At 44.4% G+C, this 21,510-nt stretch carries 14 protein-coding genes and 1 tRNA gene; 8 read left to right on the forward strand and 7 right to left on the reverse strand.

Annotated elements, in window-relative coordinates:
• Positions 1-123: 123 nt before the first annotated feature.
• Both JO154_RS15290 and JO154_RS15295 read right to left on the reverse strand, forming a co-directional pair.
• Complete coding sequence (locus JO154_RS15290; protein WP_291946997.1) at positions 124-1,308, reverse strand: FecR family protein; 1,185 nt, start codon at positions 1,306-1,308, stop codon at positions 124-126.
• 87 nt (positions 1,309-1,395) lie between these two features.
• Positions 1,396-2,007 (reverse strand): RNA polymerase sigma factor, encoded by a 612-nt coding sequence (locus JO154_RS15295; RefSeq protein WP_291946999.1) that lies wholly within the window; start codon positions 2,005-2,007, stop codon positions 1,396-1,398.
• A gap of 518 nt (positions 2,008-2,525) precedes the next feature.
• Here JO154_RS15295 and JO154_RS15300 point away from each other — a divergent pair.
• From JO154_RS15300 to JO154_RS15320, 5 genes are all read left to right on the forward strand, one after another.
• Positions 2,526-3,689 carry a sensor histidine kinase gene (locus JO154_RS15300; RefSeq protein ID WP_291947001.1) on the forward strand — a complete coding sequence of 388 codons (1,164 nt, stop codon included), beginning with the start codon at positions 2,526-2,528 and terminating at the stop codon, positions 3,687-3,689.
• Between the two features lie 9 nt (positions 3,690-3,698).
• Positions 3,699-4,442 carry a LytTR family DNA-binding domain-containing protein gene (locus JO154_RS15305; protein ID WP_291947003.1) on the forward strand — a complete coding sequence of 248 codons (744 nt, stop codon included), beginning with the start codon at positions 3,699-3,701 and terminating at the stop codon, positions 4,440-4,442.
• 128 nt (positions 4,443-4,570) lie between these two features.
• Complete coding sequence (locus JO154_RS15310) at positions 4,571-4,774, forward strand: hypothetical protein (RefSeq protein WP_291947005.1); 204 nt, start codon at positions 4,571-4,573, stop codon at positions 4,772-4,774.
• A 19-nt stretch (positions 4,775-4,793) separates the two neighbouring features.
• Complete coding sequence (locus tag JO154_RS15315) at positions 4,794-5,156, forward strand: response regulator (protein WP_291947007.1); 363 nt, start codon at positions 4,794-4,796, stop codon at positions 5,154-5,156.
• Between the two features lie 107 nt (positions 5,157-5,263).
• The gene (locus JO154_RS15320; protein WP_291947009.1) at positions 5,264-8,443 is read left to right on the forward strand and encodes a lantibiotic dehydratase; all 3,180 of its coding nucleotides are present in this window, start codon (positions 5,264-5,266) and stop codon (positions 8,441-8,443) included.
• 74 nt (positions 8,444-8,517) lie between these two features.
• Here JO154_RS15320 and JO154_RS15325 read toward each other — a convergent pair whose 3' ends face one another.
• Complete coding sequence (locus JO154_RS15325; protein WP_291947011.1) at positions 8,518-10,698, reverse strand: outer membrane beta-barrel family protein; 2,181 nt, start codon at positions 10,696-10,698, stop codon at positions 8,518-8,520.
• A 102-nt stretch (positions 10,699-10,800) separates the two neighbouring features.
• A complete protein-coding gene (locus JO154_RS15330) occupies positions 10,801-11,910 on the reverse strand; it encodes a suppressor of fused domain protein (RefSeq protein ID WP_291947012.1) in 1,110 nt (369 codons plus the stop codon).
• Between the two features lie 145 nt (positions 11,911-12,055).
• On the opposite strand from JO154_RS15330, the gene JO154_RS15335 reads away from it, so the two are divergent.
• The 3 genes from JO154_RS15335 to yiaA all read left to right on the forward strand — a co-directional run bounded on the left by JO154_RS15335 (position 12,056) and on the right by yiaA (position 13,614).
• Positions 12,056-12,823 (forward strand): NIPSNAP family protein, encoded by a 768-nt coding sequence (locus JO154_RS15335; protein ID WP_291947014.1) that lies wholly within the window; start codon positions 12,056-12,058, stop codon positions 12,821-12,823.
• Between the two features lie 151 nt (positions 12,824-12,974).
• Positions 12,975-13,046: transfer RNA gene (locus JO154_RS15340), tRNA-Met, on the forward strand.
• A gap of 154 nt (positions 13,047-13,200) precedes the next feature.
• Positions 13,201-13,614 carry an inner membrane protein YiaA gene (gene yiaA / locus JO154_RS15345; RefSeq protein WP_291947015.1) on the forward strand — a complete coding sequence of 138 codons (414 nt, stop codon included), beginning with the start codon at positions 13,201-13,203 and terminating at the stop codon, positions 13,612-13,614.
• Between the two features lie 61 nt (positions 13,615-13,675).
• On the opposite strand, the gene JO154_RS15350 is transcribed toward yiaA, so the two are convergent.
• The 3 genes from JO154_RS15350 to JO154_RS15360 form a co-directional block, all read right to left on the reverse strand.
• Complete coding sequence (locus JO154_RS15350; protein WP_291947017.1) at positions 13,676-16,141, reverse strand: PQQ-binding-like beta-propeller repeat protein; 2,466 nt, start codon at positions 16,139-16,141, stop codon at positions 13,676-13,678.
• A 79-nt stretch (positions 16,142-16,220) separates the two neighbouring features.
• Entirely contained in the window at positions 16,221-18,026 is a 1,806-nt protein-coding gene (locus JO154_RS15355) for a RagB/SusD family nutrient uptake outer membrane protein (protein WP_291947020.1), read from the reverse strand.
• A 10-nt stretch (positions 18,027-18,036) separates the two neighbouring features.
• The gene (locus tag JO154_RS15360; protein ID WP_291947023.1) at positions 18,037-21,474 is read right to left on the reverse strand and encodes a SusC/RagA family TonB-linked outer membrane protein; all 3,438 of its coding nucleotides are present in this window, start codon (positions 21,472-21,474) and stop codon (positions 18,037-18,039) included.
• Between the last annotated feature and the right edge of the window lie 36 nt (positions 21,475-21,510).

Consider the following 21,510-nt stretch of genomic DNA (forward strand, 5'->3'; position numbering starts at 1 on the left):
ATGTAAACAATTAGCAGTCCTGAATCGATTGTATAACTGTATGGATCCAACTTTCCGCCGGGAAGTGCCGCGAACACTTTCCGGTTTTTTGTTGCATCAATTTCGTTCTTGCTGATTTTGGTTTTATTTTCTTACTATAATTTTCTTTTCTTTCATTTCAAAATGAGCGCCACCGCTGATCTCCATGAATTTCAGCAATTTTGACAACGGTACATTTCTGGAGATTTCCATGGTATAGGAATCATTGATGTTATCCTCAAATACCACATCCACATCATACCATCTGCTGATTTGGCGCATGATACCATGAATGTCCATTTCATTGTAGGAGAATCGTCCGTTTTTCCAGGCCATGAGCGCATCTATATCCACATGATCTTTTACGGTGATACCTTCTTTCACGCTGGCCTGCTGACCAGGTTTAATAATCGCCTCTTTGCCTTGATGGGCCACCATTACGCTACCTTCCAGCAAGGTGGTATTCACTGCAGGTTCGTCGTTATAGGCATTGATATTAAAATGTGTTCCTAGCACTTTTACGGCTACCCCTGCTACTGTTACTGTAAAGGGTTGTGATGGATTTTGGGCCACTTCAAAATAGGCTTCGCCTGTTAGTTCCACCTTACGTGTTGTTCCGGTGAAGGTGGTAGGGAATCGGATGGAAGAAGCAGCGTTGAGCCATACATGGCTGCCGTCTGGCAGCATAATCTGGAATTGCCCGCCACGAGGGGTGGTCACGGTATTGTACACCACCGTAGTGGAAGCCTGTGCTGATGGATCATAGGCGATTTCGCCGGCCTTTTGTTGCAGCACATTTGTGCCGTTCTGTTTTGCGAGTATTCCTCCTGAGGTACTATCCAATGTTACGCTGCTGCCATCTGCCAGTGTCAAGATAGCTTTATTGCCACCTGGTTGGTGGTCGTAACGAAATCGTATATCCGTAGCCGTGATATTATTAGGAGTATGCCGATTATATAGGAGACGGTAGGAAACCGTGATGGTTAATAGCAATACCACCGCAGCGGCTACAGCTTTCCAAGGGCTGAGACGTTTCCTGATCGGTACCACTTTGGTAGCCCCTTCCTGCAAAGCCGCTTGTTGGAGGATCGACTGAAAAATCCTGTTTTTGTCTTCCTCATCAACTGGCTGCGCATAGGTATTGCCAGCAAGGGCCTGGTCGATGGGCTGCAACAGTGCTTCCGGGTGTGCTTCATTACGAAGCATTTCCAGTAGTACTGGCAGTTCTGCTGGAGGGAGTTTATCATCCAGGTATTGTTGCCATAAATGCTGCAGTTGTGTATGCTCCATTTTAAGTGTAAAAAAGACGTTTTATGTCTGGTAATAATAAAGACACTAAAAAAATGGGGAGGTATGAGTGGGGAGACAAATTTTTTTTCAGCGGCTGTGTGCTATACAAAAATAGAAGAGGAGTAATAGTTCCAGGGTAGCATGATGACGCAGGTATCCACGAATAACATGTAAGGCTTTATTCATATGGCTTTTCACGGTATGGACAGATATATGCAGGGCAGTGGCAATTTCTTCTTGGCTCAGGCCTTGGTGGCGGCTCAATCTATAGATGGTACGTTGTTGGGGAGGGAGTTGGTCTACGGCTTTATCTACCAGCTTTTCCAGTTCTGAGAAAAGCAGGCGCTTGTCTGGCGTTTCGGTGGCCAATGCAGTGGCATTGACATAATCCAAGAGATGATCCGTGAAGGCTTCTACTTTAATATTGCGTCGGAATTCGTTGTAGATATGGTTACGGGCGATGGTAAAGAGGTAGCCTTCAAACTTTTCTACGACTGCGAGTTTTTCTCTTTTGACCCATATCCTGATAAATACGTCTTGGGACATTTCTTCGGCCAGGTCTGGGGATTTGGTTAATACTAACGCTACCCCATATACGGTATCCCAATAACGATCAAAGATTTGCCTGAAGGCAGATTCATCTCCTTCAGCCACTCTTTTCAGCACTTCTGCTTCGTTGTATATCAGAACAGTTGGCAATTTTAAACCGATAGATTTTAGAATCTGCGCAGGAAGTTCCTGGCAAAGCGATTGTTTATTTTGGTTGTATTAACAGCCAAGTTATAAAATTTAGTGCTTATGGAGACGAAGTGTAAAAAATATACTGGCCTCTCCCACCCGTAACCAGGCGCCAGGGGTCCGTTGGCGCTGGTAAAATTTACGGACAAGACAACAGGGTGGTTTGGGGTACCTGCACAGCCGCAAATCCATTTCAGGGAATTTGCGGCTTGGGAAGGGTTTTCCGGCAGGTTGTTTTGAGGGATAAAACTTCAGTGGATGTAATTCCTGGTTGAATTATAAAAATCTCTTCTAGTGCTTCTCTTATTCGCTCTAACCTATTTATTATCTGCGGTTTGAACATTCTGACCAGGCAATCAAATCCAGCGGCTTACAAACAGAGTGCTCTCGACAAATAAAAAATTTCTGAATTGTTACTTTTTCTTATTTTGGTTACAAAGCACGAAAGAATTTAGGACCCGTGAAATATTATTCGACCAATGTCAGTATCCGCTAGACATAACGTTGCTACCATAGAAGTGAAAAAGAGGAACAGCCTAACCCAATGGATTGCCTCTGGAGCATTCGACAAATTCTATACACCGAAGGTTCGTATAGCCACGCACGTATGCATGTGGATATTATTATATATATTACACATTATACTTGTGAGGAGTAACTACGTAGAGTCCCTTCCCGTTTGTTTGTTATTTGCCTTTAGGAATATTCTGTGCATCGCCTTCAGTTTTTATTTCCTGATGTATTTGGTGATTCCCAAATGGATATTAAAAGGGAAGTTCTTGCTGGGCATCATTGGGCTGATGATGCCTTTGGTAGTGTATTCGTTGACCAGTTACTTGGTAAGTCTGGTAGTTTTGAAGTATCTTACCACTCATAATCCGTATGTAAGTAATCTCGTTAAACAAATTGTCAGCGACGGTCTTATCAGCAAAGCTGCTATGCTTCGGATGGTACGGAGTAGCTGGGCAGTTCTGACTGCGATTTTACCTTGTATTGTAGCAAAGCTGGGCATGGATACCTTACGGAATATTACCCGTACCCTCCGCCTTGAAAAAGACCGGCTGGATATGGAGTTGAATTTCTTAAAAGCACAGCTAAACCCACATTTTCTGTTCAATACATTGAACAACATTTACATGTTGTCCTTAAAAGGAGCAGAACAGGCACCAGATTTGATTCTACATCTCTCTGAAATGATGAGGTACACATTATACGAATCAGATACGGCCAAAGTTGATTTACAGCATGAGGTAGCATTCATGCGGAATTACACAGAGCTGGAACGGGTACGCTATGGCGCCAAGGCGAATATTGTTTTTGATTACAATGAAACAGAAATTACGGATCAACAGATTAGTCCGTTATTGATGTTCCCATTCCTCGAAAATGCCTTTAAATATGGGCATGTAGGACCAGATGGTAAATGCCATGTAATTATAAATATCAATGCCAACGGCCAATTGGTGACCATGAGTGTCAGCAATAGTAAAAACGAGGCTTCCAACCAGCCCAAGGAGCTGGGCGGCATTGGCCAGGCCAACTCCAGGAAGCGACTGGAACTGCTTTATCCGGGAAAATATACCCTTGACATAAAGGACGAGGGTGATATTTATTCCGTAAAACTTTCAATAAATCTTAATTAACAAAATCGAATGATGGAGCAGCAGATCAGATGCCTGATAGTAGACGACGAGCCATTTGCAAGGGAATTAATGACAACCTACATTGCTAAAGTACCGCAATTGGAAGTGGCTGGAGTATGCGAGAACGCATTTGAAGCAATAGCTATTCTTCAGGAGCAACCCATTGATTTATTATTCTCCGATATTAGGATGCCAAATATCAATGGGGTGGAAATGATTCGTTCCTTACCCAATATCCCATTAGTAATATTTACTACCGCCAGTCCAGATTATGCGGTGGAAGGCTTTGAATTGGATGTAGTAGATTATCTGATGAAACCATTTGGTTTTGACCGATTGCTTAAAGCTATTAACAAAGCTAAAATTATCTTGCAGCAACGACGTCAGACACAGGCGCCGTCCAAGGAAAAAACTGCCAATACTTTCATGTTCGTAAAAGACGGACAGAAACTCAGTAAAGTGGTGTTTGATGATATCTATTATGTGGAAGGCATGAAAGATTATATCAAAATTGTTACCCAGAACGAAACCCATATCGTTTATCAACGTATGAAACATATGGAGGAAATCCTACCCGATAAACAATTTATCCGGGTACATAAATCCTATATAGTACGCCTGAATGCTATTAAAAACATTCTAGGAAACACTGCTGAACTACTTAACAATCATACTATTATAATTTCGAAACAATATAAGGCTGAACTCAACAGAAGACTTGGAATTGCAACGGACCATCAAGAAGAAGAATAGCCCATTTAACCCATCCCAAATTTGGGATTACGTTACGTTTGTCGTGCAGAACATGCATTTTGTCTAATAAATATGGCACTGTAACACAACATCGACATTTTTGTTTACAACTAAATGTCCTTACCCTCATGAAACAGCAGACTAACGCGACAGGAGCCCAACCAGTACTGGAACTTCGCAAGGAAATTATCGCCAAAGCCGACTTCCATGCTGTAAGTAACCTTTCTGCTCAAAGAATCAATGCTAAAGGTAAATCCGGCACACTTACCAACGAAACGACCGGAGGAACTGGCGCAACTATGACCAGCAGCATTATTCGCACAGTTCTTTAATTCAGTACAAATCCGAGAGATGCAGTACCGTTGTGCTATAGTTGATGACGAGCCACTTGCGATCGAGCTTCTTAGCAACTATCTGGAAAGGATGGATCATATGGAGCTAGTCATCGCTACTGACAGGCTGCAGGATGTATCAGAATTAATTAAAAGCAGACAGATTGATCTGATTCTGTTGGATGTAAATATTTATGGCCGACAGACCACCGGATTAAATCAACTGATGAAAAATGCGGATTGTCGCTTTATCGTAGTTACAGCATATCCATTGGCTAGCCTTGGTGATATCCCACTGGGAGGACGCCATGGATATCTGCCCAAACCGGTTAGTTTCCCACGGTTTAAAGAACAGGTTACCAAAATGCTGAAGATGGCCTGAAGCACATATTGAAAATCTATTGCATTTCGTCGCGCAAAACGTGATTTTCGTCGAAATTATATCCGTATAGAGTAAGATGTTAGCACCTTGTATCACAAATTAAAGACATGTACGATCGCTTTTTGATGCCGCAGGTTAAGTCTTTCGATTTTTATCTATTACGGTTGCCGCTTCTGCCCTACAACACCATTAAATCCCTTCATACCGGAAGTAATCGTGATGTAGTCTCTTTAACAGCAACAATCAAATCATTATACCAGCAGCCCGCGCTGCAGGAAGCGATATATCTGGCCAGCCCCGAATTGCATCACGCTTTAATGGATTGGCTCAACGGGGCAAACGATAAACGCCCCATCAAGGAACATAAACTGGTACTCACCCTCTATAAGTATCTTCTAAGAATGTGTGCAAGAAGCACTCCATATGGCCTCTTTGCAGGTTGCGCTGCCGGTAGCATTACAGATAATGCAACGGCCATTAGCGTGACAGAAGATACCTATCACAAAAAAGCCAGACTGGATATCCAGTGCCTCTCAGCTATCGCCGATGAACTCATGAGAGATGAAGAAATCGCCAATATGCTGACTTTCCTGCCCAATAGCAGTATTTATCGCGCAGGAAATACCTACAGATACTATGAATATCAAATAAAGGAAAATAAAAGACACTATTTTCTCAGTAGTTTCTCCCATAACATCTATCTCGAGAAAATCCTATCAATTGCCCGCAATGGCGCTACCATTCAGCAGCTAACTGCTGTGCTAATGGACTTATCCATCACGGCTGATGAAGCCAAAAGCTTCATCAGCATGTTGATGGAAAACCAAATACTCGTTTCGGCCTTTCATCCTACGTTATCGGGCCCTGATTACCTGAGTACATTAGTATCCAAACTGAATGAACGCGACGTTAAATCCCCATTGCGACAATTGTTAAGCGAAGCACATCGTCATTTAGTTGCTTATGAGAATAATGGCAAATCTTTCAATGTTATCGGAGAACTACTGCAGAAAGTTTGCCCTAGTATGCTCAGCAAAGACCTCGTCCTCACAGACCTGTTCCACGCTACTACGGCCAATCAACTCAACAGGCAGGTGGTCGACCGAATTACAGCAGCCATCAGCCAGTTGACTGTACTAAATATCGGCGCACCTTCTGTCGAGCTGACAGACTTCAAACAAAAATTCCAGCAACGCTACGAAAACAGAGCCATCCCTCTGTTGACAGCACTGGACAGTGAAAACGGCATCGGATACGGTATCATTGCCGGTGATAAGAGCAGCTATACCCCGATCATAGATGATCTAGTTCTGCCGCTCGCTCCTTCTACTTCCCCGAATACCTGGTCCAGTTATCATAAACTGGTTTTGAAAAAATTCATTGCAGCCCAACAACTGCAAGCCAAAGAAATTGTACTTTCTATGGAAGACCTGGAGGAAATCCAAACAGATTCCCTACCAGCACTACCGCCAACAACGGCCGTTTTAGGTACTTTACTCACCTCCTCTGCAAACAAACTGGATGAAGGCGATTTCCGCTTCGTACTTAAATCCTGCGGAGGCTCATCAGCACTGCCTTTGCTCGCTAGATTTGGTGCATCCAATGCTTCCCTTACAGCAGAAATGGAAAAGGTAGCTGATATGGAGAAAAACCTCTTCTCCGACTGCATCATCGCGGAGGTCATTCATCTTCCGGAAGGCCGAACAGGAAACGTACTGCTACGCCCTCAACTGTATGAATACGAAATTCCTTTCCTCGGAAATGCTTCCGTAGCCAAGGATTTCCAGATCTCTGTCAGCGATTTGTACATAAAAGTGGTGAATAACCGGGCGATTCTCTTCTCTCAGTCCCTGAATAAAGAGATCAAACCCCGACTAACAAGCGCCCATAATTATACTAACAGTCTACCCATTTATAAATTCTTGGGCGACCTCCAACACCAAGACCACACCCTGGCCCTTGTCTGGAACTGGCATGTGTTAGAGGAACAACCATTCCTTCCAAGAGTACGGTTTAAGGAAATTATTCTGAGTAGAGCCCGCTGGAACTTATCCGCCACTGCATTCCAACGCAGGGAAGGTCGGGGAGACACGGGTACATTGCTGGAAATGCTCCATGAATATCAAGTCCCAGCGCAGGTACTCATGGTGGAATCAGATAATGAATTGTTCCTGGATTTATCCTGTTCCATGGCACAGGAACTCTTACTACAACAACTGAAAAAAGGAGATGTTATCTTGTATGAATCCCTCATGGACGATGAACACCTGTTTATCAATAATGACAAAGGGTATTTCTGCAACGAAGTCGTCTTCCCATTATATAACACCCAGTTCACGCCACAAGCCAGCGTAATAACCCCAAAACGGGACAAACCCGTACAAAGGACGTTCAGTCTGGGCAGTGAATGGCTGTATGCTAAAATCTATTGTGGCCCTAAATGGATGGACAAACTGCTGACCACAGCCGTCTTCCCCATTGTCAATCACCTGAAGAATGAAGGCTTAGCAGACAGTTGGTTTTTCGTGCGTTATCAAGACCCCGAAAATCACCTGCGCCTTCGATTCCACCTCACGGACCCGGATCATACCCAGGCTGTCATACAGGAAATCAATCAGGCCCTTCAGGACTACACAACAGACGAAATTGTATACAAAATACAATACGATACCTATACCAGGGAACTGGAACGCTATGGCGCTGAAAACATCGCGCATTGCGAACACCTTTTCCATCTGGACAGCGAGCTGATACTAGAATTACTCCCACATATTCAAAGTGGCAACCAAGAGTTCTATCGCTGGATTTTCGCCGTAAAAGGTGCAGATATATTGCTCCATAATCTCGGCCTGACACTGCAACAAAAAATTGATACCCTTTCCGCCGTAAGAGCTGGCCTATTCCAGGAATTCCACGGGGATCATGCATTGCAGTTTCAACTGAACAACAAGTACCGCGAATACCAGGATGCCATTAACGGTATTCTGACGACTGCTGCACGGTCTTTCCCCCTCGCCGATGTGATCTATGACCTCTTTGGTCAATATCAACACGACAGCCAGGACAACTGCACAGAACTACGTATCGCCTGTAGCGACCCTGTTTCACAACAGGAAAATCGGTTACAACGCCTTACCACGGATCTTATCCACATGATGATGAACCGCTTCTTTCTGGCCAATCAACGGCTACATGAACTGATCGTCTATCATTGTCTGGTTAAGCATTACACAGGGGTACTTGCAAAAGAAAAAACAAGTTTCAATATGCGAAACATACTGATTTAGGATAAAATAGAATAGTTGGTAATTAAAAAAGGGTGCATCATTCTTGATACACCCATTTTTTTTATAAGTAGTTCTTATTTCACTCTTCTGGCTTCATTCTCCAGTCCAGAAGCACGATCTCTTCCGGCTCCTAGGCGGAGGTTACCAAAGCGATAACTGAAGCCCAGTTTCAATTGTCGAGAATCTTCATAACCCTTGTTCCGGTAGTACATACCATCAAAATCCCGAATGCTATACCAACGGTATGTCTGGAATAAATCTGTAATACCGATACGCACCATTCCTTTATCCTTTAATACTTTCCGCTGTACCCCAATGTTCACCTGCCATACATCACCAGTGCGCAAAAAGCCGCCACCTATGCCGGGAGAATTATAAAAGCCACTTACTTCCGCTTGCGTTTTGGCATCCAGATCAAATACCTGCTGGATGTTCAATGCCACCGTATTACGTGTAATCTTGGCTATTCGTTGGGGATCAAAATTGATTTGATTCTCCTTGTAGAAAAAGTTGACATTAGCCGTAACCTGCCACCATGCAAACGGTTTGAATCCAGAAGAAAGATTCAATGACCATAAATGCTGAGAACCGATATTCTCCGGGGTGATCACCATTTTATTCCCCGCTATACTATCCGTAATTTGGACAGACATATCACGAGTATGGGAGTACGAAAATGTAGCGGCTATGATTCCCGCAGCATTATATCCCAATGTGGCACTGTTGACGTACTGCGGCCGTAGGAAGGAATTCCCTTTCCAGTAAGACAATTCATCCATCTGATATTCGAAAGGATTTAGGTCTGCGTAGTTGGGTCTATCAATCTTTCTGTTATAGAATAAAGAGAAGCTATGAGCGTCTGAAAGTCGCCAGGATAGCTGCACTGAAGGGAACAGATCGAAATAGTTATTTCGTAAGGTAGTAGTGGTATCTTTTCCGCTATGCTGGCTTTTTGACAAGAGGTTGCCATCCGTATTCGTTTGCTCTCCGCGTATACTGGCCGTGAGCTTCCATTTCCGCCACTGCTGATCTGCCATCAGGTAAACAGCGTATATACTTTCCCGATATTTGAATCGGTTACTACGTAACGTATTGAGGATTTCTTCCGATGGTAGTACATCATAGATCTCCACCTGGTTGGCACTTTCCACGGTATTGACTTTCACGCCACCATAAATTTTGCCAGCGTGTAAGGGTTGTTCATAATCTGCTTTCAGTCCGTAAATATTGATATCACTGCTATTGAGCGTACGCAGATAATATTTTCCCGTTTCAGTAACACTATCCGCAGCTACAAATTGATTAAATAGAATGTTTTTAATCCTAGCTTTATAGGCGCCGTAATCCAGATCTGTAGTGAATATGCGGCCAAGGGTATCTTTATATTGATAATTCAGATTGTAATTTTTCCAGTTCTGGCGCTGGGAATAGTAGTCGTTATAAGCATTCAGCATCGATTGCAGCTTACCGGTAGCGCTATCTGAAATATAGGTGGTGGTATAAGTAATACCTGGGCCCATATACAAATTTGCGTTCATCATGAATCCTAGCGTACTATTTCTGCTGAGGTTATAATCCATACCCAGCTTGAAGTTCACAGGATTACGCTTATCTGTATCACGGGTACGGTTATCCATTATCTGGCCTTCTTGCACACGGTAGAAATCATATTGCATGTTTCTATAGCCGAAATAATGGTTGTAATTACCGAAGAGATTGAACTTCCCGGTGCGGTAGTTCATATTGATGGCGGCTTCTGTTTTAGGTGTTTCGCCAAAATGCAGGCCTGCGGCGATGTCGCCATTGTAGCCGGCTGCGGTAATTTTTTTCAGGCGTATGTTGATGATACCTCCACTGCCGGCAGCATCGTATTTACCGCTTGGATTGGGCATCAGTTCAATTGCCTGGATATTGGCCGACTGCAAGGATTTCAGCAATGCAGCGAGGGCATCTCCTTGCATGTAAGTGGGCTTGCCATCAATGTAAACGGTGACACCGGCTTTGCCATTCAGAGAGATGGCATTGGAAGGATCTACCATTACGCCAGGAGAGCGTTTCAGTAGGTCGAGGGCATTACTGCCTAAGGCATTAACGCTTCCGCTAACATTGTAAACAATCTTGTCGTTCTTGATTTCAATAGTGTTCCGTCGGGAGGTTACTGAGAATTCTTTCAGTTTTCGAACAGTCGTGGAGTCTGTTTGGGCCACAGCATTCCCTGCCATAGTTAACAGGATGGGTAATAATAGTCGTTGCATGAAATATAGGTTGCCGTTGAAGGAACCCAATATACAACAGCACCTATAACAGATGTACAATTATTACACCAGCGGAAAGCTGTGACCCTTCAGTGTTATAAACTAGATAACGGCATCGCGTTCTCCAACAATATGATTAAGACCTACGCCAATCATCTTTTCCAGCAGATCATATCCGCCGTTATCCTTGCTATGTGCAAAAGATCTCTCTTCAAAAGTTACGGGAACAGCCCAGTAGAGATTTACCTTATCCCCATACATTTCAGGCATGGTGATTTCTGGTCCGTTATATAATGCGGAGGAAAGAATCAGGCTCTCATAAGGCTGTGGTAAAGCCCCAGAGGAAACCGTATGGCCCTCTCCTAGCCAAGTGACAATCTTCCAAGGTCTGTCTGCCAGTCCGGCTAGCACCTGCGCAATAGACATAATTTGTTCGTCTGTATAGACTTTCTTATCAAGTGCGATAGCCAGTTCGGCGCGATGATAGGCCCTTGCATTATCGTGATACAGGATGTCTACCCAAGGCATTGGTCGGATGCTCATGCCTAAAGTCATGAAATAGACAATATCATCTTTCTCGAATTTGGCCATTGCCATAGGAGGCCATTTATTGCCGTCGATAGCGAAATAGGCTTTTTCAGGGCCGAAAGCATCTTCATAAGCGACCATGAATTGTTGTTGGATCTTTTGCCACTGCCCATTATTATCACCCGACCAAGATTTCCAGAATTCATCAGCCTCTATGAATTTGCGATACGTCTGATTGGTTTCAGGCGTCCCTAATGGGAAGGTGATGCTGTTATCTCCACTATCCAGGCAGTCTGCTGCATAAGAAGGTGGATACTCCATATAAAGGCCCCATCCTGGAATGATACCCAGAATACGACCATCATAGACTAAAGCTGCGCCATCTCCTTCAACATTCCAGATAAAGGAAATTTTTTCTTTCTGCAAGGGTTCTTTACCCTGCGGGTGATTACAGAAACGGGCTTGTAGCAATGGTGCCACGCCATTTTCCATAGCGGCGGTATCCATTTTCTCTGGGGCAGGCTGTAGGTTTCTCAGCCAGCATGGACGGGGTTTGAACCGATTTCCCATTAGTTCGGAGGGGTACAAATAGAAATAGGCGGTGCGGTTATCCTGTTCTACCATTGCATACATAGTACCTCGGTCATTCGGTTCTTCAATTAACATTTCTGGTGCGCTGTACATATTTCTACACTTTTAGGTTAGCTAAGATACGCTTATCTGCCGACAACGATGATAGGGGCCCTTTTTGAAAGGCCACGAGCCGCTGGCTGCGTGTAAGGAAATCAGATCTTTTTGTATTTTGTCTCCCGCAATCAAAATTTCACGTATGAAAACACTCCTACTACTGTTGGGTCTGAGCTTGTCTTTGACCATTATGGCGAAAGACAAACGAGGCCACCAGTACTTCCAGATTAAAGTATATCATATTAAGCCGGCCCAGGAATCAGGGTTGGACACCTATTTACAACAGGCGTACCTTCCGGCTGCGCATCGGGCGGGTATTGCGCAGGTGGGCGTATTCAAGCCTATCACACAGGATACTGCAGATGTGAAGGTCTATGTATTTATGGCATTCAACAACCTAGAACAATATGCAGCGCTGCCAGGCAGGTTAGAGAAAGATGCCGCGTACCAGGCCAGTGCAGGCACTTTCATGCAAGGGTACAACGAGTCGGCCCCCTACAACAGAATCGAAACAATACTGCTCACTGCCTTTGAACAGATGCCTATGATGGCATTACCCGCACTCCAGACGCCGAAAAATGAAAGGGTATACGAACTGCGGAGCTACGAAAGCGCCACCGAAGGCTATCACATCAACAAGGTAAAAATGTTTAATGCAGGTGGTGAAGTACAAATATTCAAGCGACTTGGATTCAACGCTGTTTTCTACGGTAGCGTAATCGCTGGGAGCAAAACGCCGAACCTGATGTACATGACCACCTTCAATAATAAAGCAGACAGGGACACTCACTGGAAGTCATTCAGTGCTGATCCGGAGTGGAAAAAGTTGGCCGCCACACCTGAATATGCACATAATGTATCGCATCAGGACATCATATTTGTGCGTCCGACGGAGTATTCCGACATCTAATGAAAAAAATTAAAAAATAAATTATTAAGCTACAATCCTTTACAGCAAAGGATTACAGCAGTTATTCACATAACCTTCATAACTCATTGATAAAAAAAACTTAACACTAAATTTTGTAGTTAATATTTATTGCCTACATTTGCAACCACATTGCGAGGTAGAGCAGAGGTAGCTCGTCGGGCTCATAACCCGAAGGTCAGTGGTTCGAATCCGCTCCTCGCTACAAGTTAAAAGCCGCTTACAGAGCGGCTTTTTCATTTATACCCCTTTTCTCATCTGTGTATTTTTGCATTTCCCTAACATTATAACATAGCCGTTACCGTTAGTAATCTCAAATTAAGTTAGTATTATTACCGCTGTTTAAATCCGTATACAACATGAAAAAACCATCCAATGCATTTGTTATGGCCTCTTGGCTAGCCCTGGGAGCAGGTATGACCGGGTTTCTCATCGGGCTGTGGAACTCCAACATGCAACTGAACGAAAAAGGCTACTACTTCACGATCCTTATGTATGGCCTATTTGCCGCTGTATCTGTACAGAAATGCGTACGCGACAGACTTGAAGGTATTCCTGTAACTGACATCTATTATGGCATTAGCTGGGTTTCTATGCTTCTGACCATTGTACTACTGACCATCGGATTGTTTAATGCTACCTTACTTCCAAGTGAAAAAGGATTTTATGCATTTGCTTTCCTACTCAGCGTTTTCGGCGCCATCACGGTACAGAAAAATACGCGTGATGCCCAAGCCTCTAAAAATGCCGACACAGGAAAAACAGAATTCTAATACAAACAAAAACGCCTTCCTGAAAACAGGAGGGCGTTTTTCTAATTGTATTTATCAACCTTTATTCGAGTACAAAAGCATTCACGTTCCCCGAGAAGTCCGCTACATAGAGCATTCCATTTACCAACGTCATATCCGCCAATACAGGCGCTCCCAAATCAATATCCTGGATAACTTCCGGTTTACCACTTATATTTAATACATACAAATGTCCGTCTGATGCGGCTACATAAGCGATATTGCCTGCCACCAGTGGCGTACTTTCAATGCCGGCTGCAGGAGGCAATGTATATGGTGCAGAGAAAGTCAGGGATTGTTTCGGTTTGAATACGCCCAACTCCTGTTTGCTTTGTTTATCAAAAATCACCAAGCCATCCTCCGCAGTACAGAGCAATACTTTATTCCCTGCAATGGCAGGCGCAGTCATGGTTTTCAGATTGTATTTCAGTGGAATACTGTCTACAGTGGCTCCTGATTCATTCAACATGTGGAGCATATTGATGCCATGTACGTAGAGTTTATTATCGTAATTAACCGCTGTACCACTGCGGAACCGGATACCGCCATCACTGCGTTTCCATAGTAATTTTCCGGTATTCAGATCATGTGCAAATAAGGCATTCCAGTTGGAAGAGGTAATTACGGCATTACCAAAAATAGTCATAGCGGCAGGTGTACCCTCTCCTCCTGACCAGGCAGTGTTTGTCCAGAGCGGGTTTCCGGTATTGATATCCAATGCTTGCATATAATTGCCAGCACCAGTGATATAAGTATTTTTATATACTACACCTGCACTGTTATAGGTGGCCAGATGTCTCATGCCGCCATCATGCTGCCACAAAAGCTTACCGGTATTGGCATCCAGGGCATAGGTCATACCTTCCGCATCGGTTCCCAAAATTTTCCCGTTGGTATATGACAAGCTATGTTTGATCGAATTACCTGTAGGAAATTTCCAGAGGATCTTTCCTGAAGTGGCTTCCATAGCTATGATAGCCGATTTGGTATTATTCTCATCATCGATGGTGGCGAGATATAATTTCCCGTTGACAATGATGGGAGATGATTTCCAGATATTAGCGCCGGTATTGGAAGTCCATACCAGTCGAGGTTTCACCTTATTAATGGCGATATTTGGTAATCGTTGGGTATTCTGTAATACTTGGTCCCAGTTGTTATTGCCAGCAGGGGCCGTAGCCGGATTAATGCGGAAAGTATCTCTTCTGAATAATACGCGACCTGTATTTAAAGTAGCTTCTAAAGTACTGTTATAAAGAGTTTGCGGCTGGAGACCAGTAGTTTTCAGCGCTCCGTTCCAAGTCCAGTCGCTGGCCGCTTTCAACTGGGATTGTTGCAATAATTTCCCATTGTTATCATACAGGCGGAAAACAACTGATTTTACAGGATCATCCGTCTGGTAAACGTTTGCGCTCACTGTCAGTTGTTGGTTTTTAACTGCTGCACCATATTTAGTGGGAGACACGAGTACCAACTGATTAGCGATGTAAGTATATCTTCTGTTAACGGAAACAATACCTTCTTTAGCCACTTCGATCACATCAAAGTTGGACATAGAGTTATCGATACCACCATCTGCCGCGGGGGCAGAGCAAATAGAACGAATACCGGTATTGCCATGTTTGCGGGCGAAGTTAATGTGCCAGTGGCCGTAGATCCAGGCTTTCAGGTTATGATCATTTAAAACAAGGCTATCACCTTTTGAATTTTTGATAGCGAAATGATCGCTGTAAGTCAGCAGATCATGGTTGAAAATGACGATTGATTTTTGAGGGTCTGTATTGGCGAGATCGCTCTTCAGCCAGTAATATAGGTCGTCGTAGGTGTAAGAGGGTTGGTAGTCTCCATAAGGCATTGGCGTTACAACGAAGTGTGTGTTGCCATACTCAAATGAATAGAATACAGGACCAAAGAGGGATTCAAACAAAGCTTCACCGGTAGGGCCTTTTACCAGGTCGTGGTTACCCACGCAATAGTAGACAGGGAGGCCCATAGTCTTCGTATTTACTTGTTGCGCATGGAACTGTAACCCTTTCTCATAGCAGATATCGCCGGTATGTACTACGAAGTCCGCCTCTTCATTCTTGGCGTAATTCCTCGTTTCATTGATCCAATCGCCATACTGATAGGTTTCCGTATCGGTAATACGGATGAAGCGAGAAATATCTTTATTGTGATGAGTGGCCACAGCAGCGGCGTACATGGGGAAATCATACGATTGGACGGTGCTGTCTATTTTGATGAAATAGTTTTTAACAAAGTTGTAGCCATGAGCTGGCGTAATGAAAACGAATTTTTGGCGGGCGTGGCCTGGCAGGCTGTATCGGCCGTCTTCACCGGTTTTCACTACGTGCAGTCCATCTGAAACGCTGATACCGCTAATACCTTTTTCTCCTGCATCCAGGACACCATTTCTGTTTACATCGTTGAAAACCTGTCCGGAGAAGGATTGTGCCTGTATTCCTCCTGCCAGTAAAATCCCCAGCGCTGTCAGTGCTAAATTCTTCATAATATAATTATTGTTCACCTTAAAATCGAATGGGAGCAAGACTTCCGACCTGCTCCCACCCTTTTATTTTTCATTGTTATTACCAACCGAAATTCTGTTTCAGGTTCGGGTTAAGTACGGTTTCACCCAGTTGAATCGGACGATAAAAATACTTAGGACCGATGAATTTGCGTGGATTATCACGGTAACGAGTAAACGAAATATGACCGGAAGTATTGTTATCCAGGTAGAAGTTATTGTCTTTACCGTTGGCATCCTTGAGATAGTAAAGGCTGATATTCTTTCTAACGTCAGGGGTGAGGCCGGCCAGAGAGGCCGTGTCTCCCGGATTTGCCAAAATAGCAATATCAGGAACACCGTCGCCAGTCATATCTATTGGGCCGAGAGCAGGTACATACATACCTTGTTGAGCCTGTTCCAGTCTCGCTGCAGACGCCCATCTGTTCAGGTCGTTCAGACGAAGACCTTCACATGCGAGTTCTACGCGTCTCTCCCTTCTAATTTCCAGCAATACGCCTTGGTTAGCGCCGGATACTTCCGGATACAACGCTACCTGTACGGGATCAGGGTTACCGTTAGCGGCCGCCATAGACATATTAGGCATTTGTACGCGCGCTCTGAGTTTATTCACACTAGCAGCCAGGTCAGCATCTGTCAGGGTACCTAATTCCGCTTTTGCTTCCGCGAAATTCAGCAGTACTTCCGCCATGCGATAGATAGGCAAAGCTGTGTAGTTCGCATTCCAACCCTGACGGATAGATGGATCACGGGGGTAGAATTTCAACTGATCGTACCCACCGAAGTTAGGTTTAGGAATATAATAACGATTATCGTTAGTAGTAGAATAACCAGGATAGGCAACTGTTTCCGCCATGCGAGGATCGCGATTGGTGAATACATCCACAAAGCCTTTCTGTTTGTAATTAGGCTGTGATGTAAAAGGAGTACCATCGGTCATTAAGTAAGACTCCACCAAACTATTGCTGACAGACCATGACCAACCCAGCACCGTGTGCGTATTGTTGCCCACGCCCAGCGCTTGCTGGCAATCATACCATTGGATCACTTCCGGATTGTTTGCCAGCGAAGTGCTTACAAACAGTGCACGATAATCAGCCGCACCTTTTCCAGTATTGGAAATTTGGAAACGTGTATTGGCCATCAGTTGCGAAGCCGCATCTACTGCAGCATTCAGGAAAGGCGCAGTTTTATCGCTCAGACCCAGTTCAGGGTGGTATTTACGGAAAGTACCTTCAAACAGACCAAAACGGCTCATCAAAGCCAGGGCCGTCCATTTGCTGATACGGGTTCTGTTTCCTTCATCCGGCTTAATATGTGCGATCGCGTAGTTCAGATCCGCCATGATAGAATCAGCGATCAGGGTACGCGGACTACGAGGCGTATACAGGGCAGAATCTGTATTCTTCAATACGTGGCTATACCAAGGAACATCAGAATAGCGGGCCAGTTTAGCGAAATAGAACTTAGCACGGAAGAAACGCGCGATACCGATGAAATGATTGATAGCAGCGGTATCTCCGGTAGCCTTGCCTGCATTGTCTAACAGGTAGTTGTATTTACGGAGATCAGACCAATCGCCCCAGCCGGTAGTACCTACTGTATTTGGATTTAGGCCGCCTTCCATCATCAGGTCTGTTTCTCCACTAGAGTTGTAATAGGAAATGTTATCGCTGTTGATATCGTCAGTGGCATATGGCGTTCCGGTGTAGAAAGAGTTGGAATATGTTTCCAGATCCTTAGCATTATTGAAATATGCATCCGGAGTCATTTCCGTCTGTGGATTCCTTTGCAGGAAATCCTTATTACAGGCGGCAGTGAAGATTCCTGCCGTTACTAAAGCTATATAGAGCGTCTGTTTTTTCATGATTCACATTTTAGAAGTTCAGGTTCACACCCGCAGAATAGGTTTTCTGGAAAGGATAAATAGAGCCATCCAGGCCTTCTGGATCGAGGTTTACTTTCAGGTGGGAAATAGTTAAGATGTTTTCCGCACTGAAGTATACCCGAAGACGGGCAATTTTCATTTTCTCAGTGATGTGCTTAGGCAGTGTGTATGCCAGTGTCACGTTTTTCAGGCGCAGGTAAGAAGCGTTCTGGAGGTAGCGGGTTTGAGGAATTGCCATCTCCATGTTGGCATCTTCTGCAGCATATGCTTTCACGCGAGGGAAATAAGCATTTGGATTATCTGGAGTCCAGTGGTCCATGTTTTTCACCTGTACGTTTGTCCATGGCTGTGCATAAATACCCCAGAAGTAGTGGTTGCTTGGGCCTGGATACCAGTCGCGTTTACCAATACCTTGAGCGAAGATGCGCAGGTCAAAGCTTTTGAAGCTGGCATTGAGATCCACGCTGTAAGGGAATCTTGGTGTGCTATTACCGATGATGCGTCTATCACCTGGGTCTGAAAGGGTATTTTTACCATAGCTGATAACGCCGTCGTGGTTGAGGTCTTTGAATTTCAGATCCCCTACATAGAATTTATAGGCGTTATCGTCCTCACCTACTGGTGTCTGATCTGCGTGATTTTTCAGCTCATCCGCGTTTTGGAAGAAGCCTTCTGTTTCCAGACCCCAAATTTCTCCTAATTGTTGGCCTTTATAATAATCATTCAGGTTACCTGTTGGATTATCATATTTGGTAATGAAGGTGCGGCTGTCGGCCACTGCCAGTTTAATGCTGTAAGAGAATGGATCTCTACCAATATTAAACTGGTCTCTCCACATGATGGTCAATTCTCCACCTTTTGTTTTCAGGTCTGCGCCGTTTGTAGCAGGAGATCCCGCGCCATAAACCGCTGGCAGGGTTTTACCTTTTACGAACATACCTTCTGTATAGCGGGTATAGCGATCGTAGCTGATATAGAGGCGTTCTTTCAGGAAGTTCGCATCCACACCGAGGTTCACAGAACGCACTGTCTGCCAAGAGTAGTTCGCTGTTACAGGAGAAGGAGCGAATACGCCAACAGGGATTTTACCATCCAGGATAGTACCTATTGGGTTAGCTTTCATTTGCTCGAAATATCCGTATGGATTGAAGGTCTGGTCGCCCAGAGAGCCATAAGAACCACGGAATTTCAGGAAGTCCATTTTAATTGCCTTTGCAATCGGCTTAAAGAAATCTTCTTTGGAAATTACCCAGGCAGCAGAAGCAGATGGGAATGAACCCCAGCGTTTATAGCTTGGGAAACGGGAAGAACCATCACGACGACCATTTACTTCTACCAGGTATTTGTCATCGTAACCATATGCCAAACGATAGAACAGGCCACGTACTGCCCAGTCTTGGTATGTCTCAGAGACATTTGCCACGCCAGTTGCCAGTTGCACGGTTGGATAACTAGTAGAGATCAGGCCATTACGGTTTCCTCCGAGGTTATCCAATTGGTAATATTCCTGGTTAAAACCTACGAGGGCAGTGAGATCATGTTTCTGGAACGCTTTATGGAAATTAGAATAGACGTTATATACGTTATACTTAACGGTACTGCTACCAAATGAAGCACTAGACTGATTTCCATCTGTATACTGCAATGGTTGATTAGGACCAGTACGGTAAGGAACAGGGATTGTAAATGCTTTGGTGTTATCGTTTGTACGTCTGAAAGTAGCGTCGGCTTTCAGGCTCCATATATCTTTCACGAGGCCCAGTTCACCATTAAAGTTGGTGAGGAACTCGTTCATAGTGTTATTGTTGCGGCCACCGCTCTGGAGTCTTCCCAGCAGTGCAGCACCGTCGGAAGTCCAAGTACCGTCTGGATTTTTAGGCACAGACAGGGATGGAGTGCGGTTTGCATTGTGGAAGAACAGGTAATCCATTGCATTGGAAGGCGCATCATATACGGAGTTGGTATAAGTGGTATTAGTACCCAGTTTAAAGCGATCATTGAAGGTATAAGTCGCTTTAGCGCGCAGGTTATAACGGTTATAGATATCCGGATTACTACGCAGCATACCATCCTGTTTATAGTATTCACCAGAGAGGTAGTAATTCAGTTTATCATCGCCACGAGCAATGCTGAAGTTACCGCTATAAGCAGGAGCTGTTTTATTATATACCTCTCTCAGCCAGTTGGTAGTACCGTAATAAGCCCATGCATTGGGATTGGTAGGATCTACGATAACAGCCGGAAGGGAAGGATCTTTCGAACGTTGAGCAGCATAAGCTCTCACAGCATCCGGGTACAGGTTATACAATGGAACGGCTGCATCATGTTTCATCTGCATGGTAATCAGCGGATCGGTAACGATAGCAGGCATTTTACCAATGGTGCGTACCGCATAGTTTGCATTTGCAGATACTGCGAGACGACCGTCCTTCGCTGATTTGGTGGTAATCAATACTACGCCGAAGGCTGCGCGTGCACCATAGATGGCAGCGGAAGCCGCATCTTTCAGAACAGAAACGCTTTCTACGTCAGCAGGGTTGAGTCGGGAGACTTCATCCGCTGTGAACGGAATATTATCCACGAGGATAAAAGGATCTCCACCAGAGAGAGAAGTATAACCACGGAGGTTGAAGGTAGGCGCGCTAGAAGAACGACCGCTACTGATGCCGATATTCAGGTTCGGGATCAATCCTTGCAAACCAGTACCCACGTTAGTGATAGGACGGTTTTCCAGGGTTTTGCCGGAGATATTATCCACAGCGCCGCTGAGGTTCACTCTTTTCTGTGTACCATAACCTACTACCACCACCTCGTTCAAGCCGCTGGAGTTAGCACTCAGGGTAACGTTGAAGTTCTGAACACCTTTGATAGAAAACTGCTTGGTTTCGTAACCGATGTAACTGAATTCCAGTACCGCATTTTCAGGGACTTCCATTTCATACTCCCCTTTTACGTTGGTAGTAGCGCCTTTGGAGGTACCTTGAACTTTCACTGTTACACCGATGAGCGGCGTACCGTCCACATCTTTCACAATACCTTTGATCTGGATAGTTTTAACTGTTTCCCCTGATTTTACAATTACCACCAGGTTATTCGGCATGATACGGTAATTCAGGTGAGTGCCATTGAGGGCTTTCTCCAGAATTTCCGGAACAGGAGCGTTATCCATTTTGATGGTTATCCTTTTATCAGGGATCGCATCATTTTTATAGAGGAAAGTGTAATCACTCTTCTTTCCAATGACATTCAGCAATTTGCCGATAGGAATGTTACTGAAATCCACACTGATTTTCTCCTGGGAGAATCCGTGTGCACTCAGTTGTAAAAAACCGGCGCAGAGCAATACGGATGTTAATTTCATACGCATAATGAGTTTCCTCATATTCCCGTTAGGAATATGCGAAGGCCACCAATAGCTTTTTTTCATACATTTGTTTCATTAGGTTAAATAATAGGCCATTAC

The organism is Chitinophaga sp., assembly GCF_019236475.1.
Classification (GTDB): domain Bacteria; phylum Bacteroidota; class Bacteroidia; order Chitinophagales; family Chitinophagaceae; genus Chitinophaga.

Coding starts and splice junctions, on each gene's coding strand:
- JO154_RS15290 (WP_291946997.1), bottom strand. CDS start 1,308: ATGGAGCATACACAACTGCAGCATTTATGGCAACAATACCTGGATGAT.
- JO154_RS15300 (WP_291947001.1), top strand. CDS start 2,526: ATGTCAGTATCCGCTAGACATAACGTTGCTACCATAGAAGTGAAAAAG.
- JO154_RS15305 (WP_291947003.1), top strand. CDS start 3,699: ATGATGGAGCAGCAGATCAGATGCCTGATAGTAGACGACGAGCCATTT.
- JO154_RS15310 (WP_291947005.1), top strand. CDS start 4,571: ATGAAACAGCAGACTAACGCGACAGGAGCCCAACCAGTACTGGAACTT.
- JO154_RS15315 (WP_291947007.1), top strand. CDS start 4,794: ATGCAGTACCGTTGTGCTATAGTTGATGACGAGCCACTTGCGATCGAG.
- JO154_RS15320 (WP_291947009.1), top strand. CDS start 5,264: ATGTACGATCGCTTTTTGATGCCGCAGGTTAAGTCTTTCGATTTTTAT.
- JO154_RS15325 (WP_291947011.1), bottom strand. CDS start 10,698: ATGCAACGACTATTATTACCCATCCTGTTAACTATGGCAGGGAATGCT.
- JO154_RS15330 (WP_291947012.1), bottom strand. CDS start 11,910: ATGTACAGCGCACCAGAAATGTTAATTGAAGAACCGAATGACCGAGGT.
- JO154_RS15335 (WP_291947014.1), top strand. CDS start 12,056: ATGAAAACACTCCTACTACTGTTGGGTCTGAGCTTGTCTTTGACCATT.
- yiaA (WP_291947015.1), top strand. CDS start 13,201: ATGAAAAAACCATCCAATGCATTTGTTATGGCCTCTTGGCTAGCCCTG.
- JO154_RS15350 (WP_291947017.1), bottom strand. CDS start 16,141: ATGAAGAATTTAGCACTGACAGCGCTGGGGATTTTACTGGCAGGAGGA.
- JO154_RS15355 (WP_291947020.1), bottom strand. CDS start 18,026: ATGAAAAAACAGACGCTCTATATAGCTTTAGTAACGGCAGGAATCTTC.
- JO154_RS15360 (WP_291947023.1), bottom strand. CDS start 21,474: ATGAAAAAAAGCTATTGGTGGCCTTCGCATATTCCTAACGGGAATATG.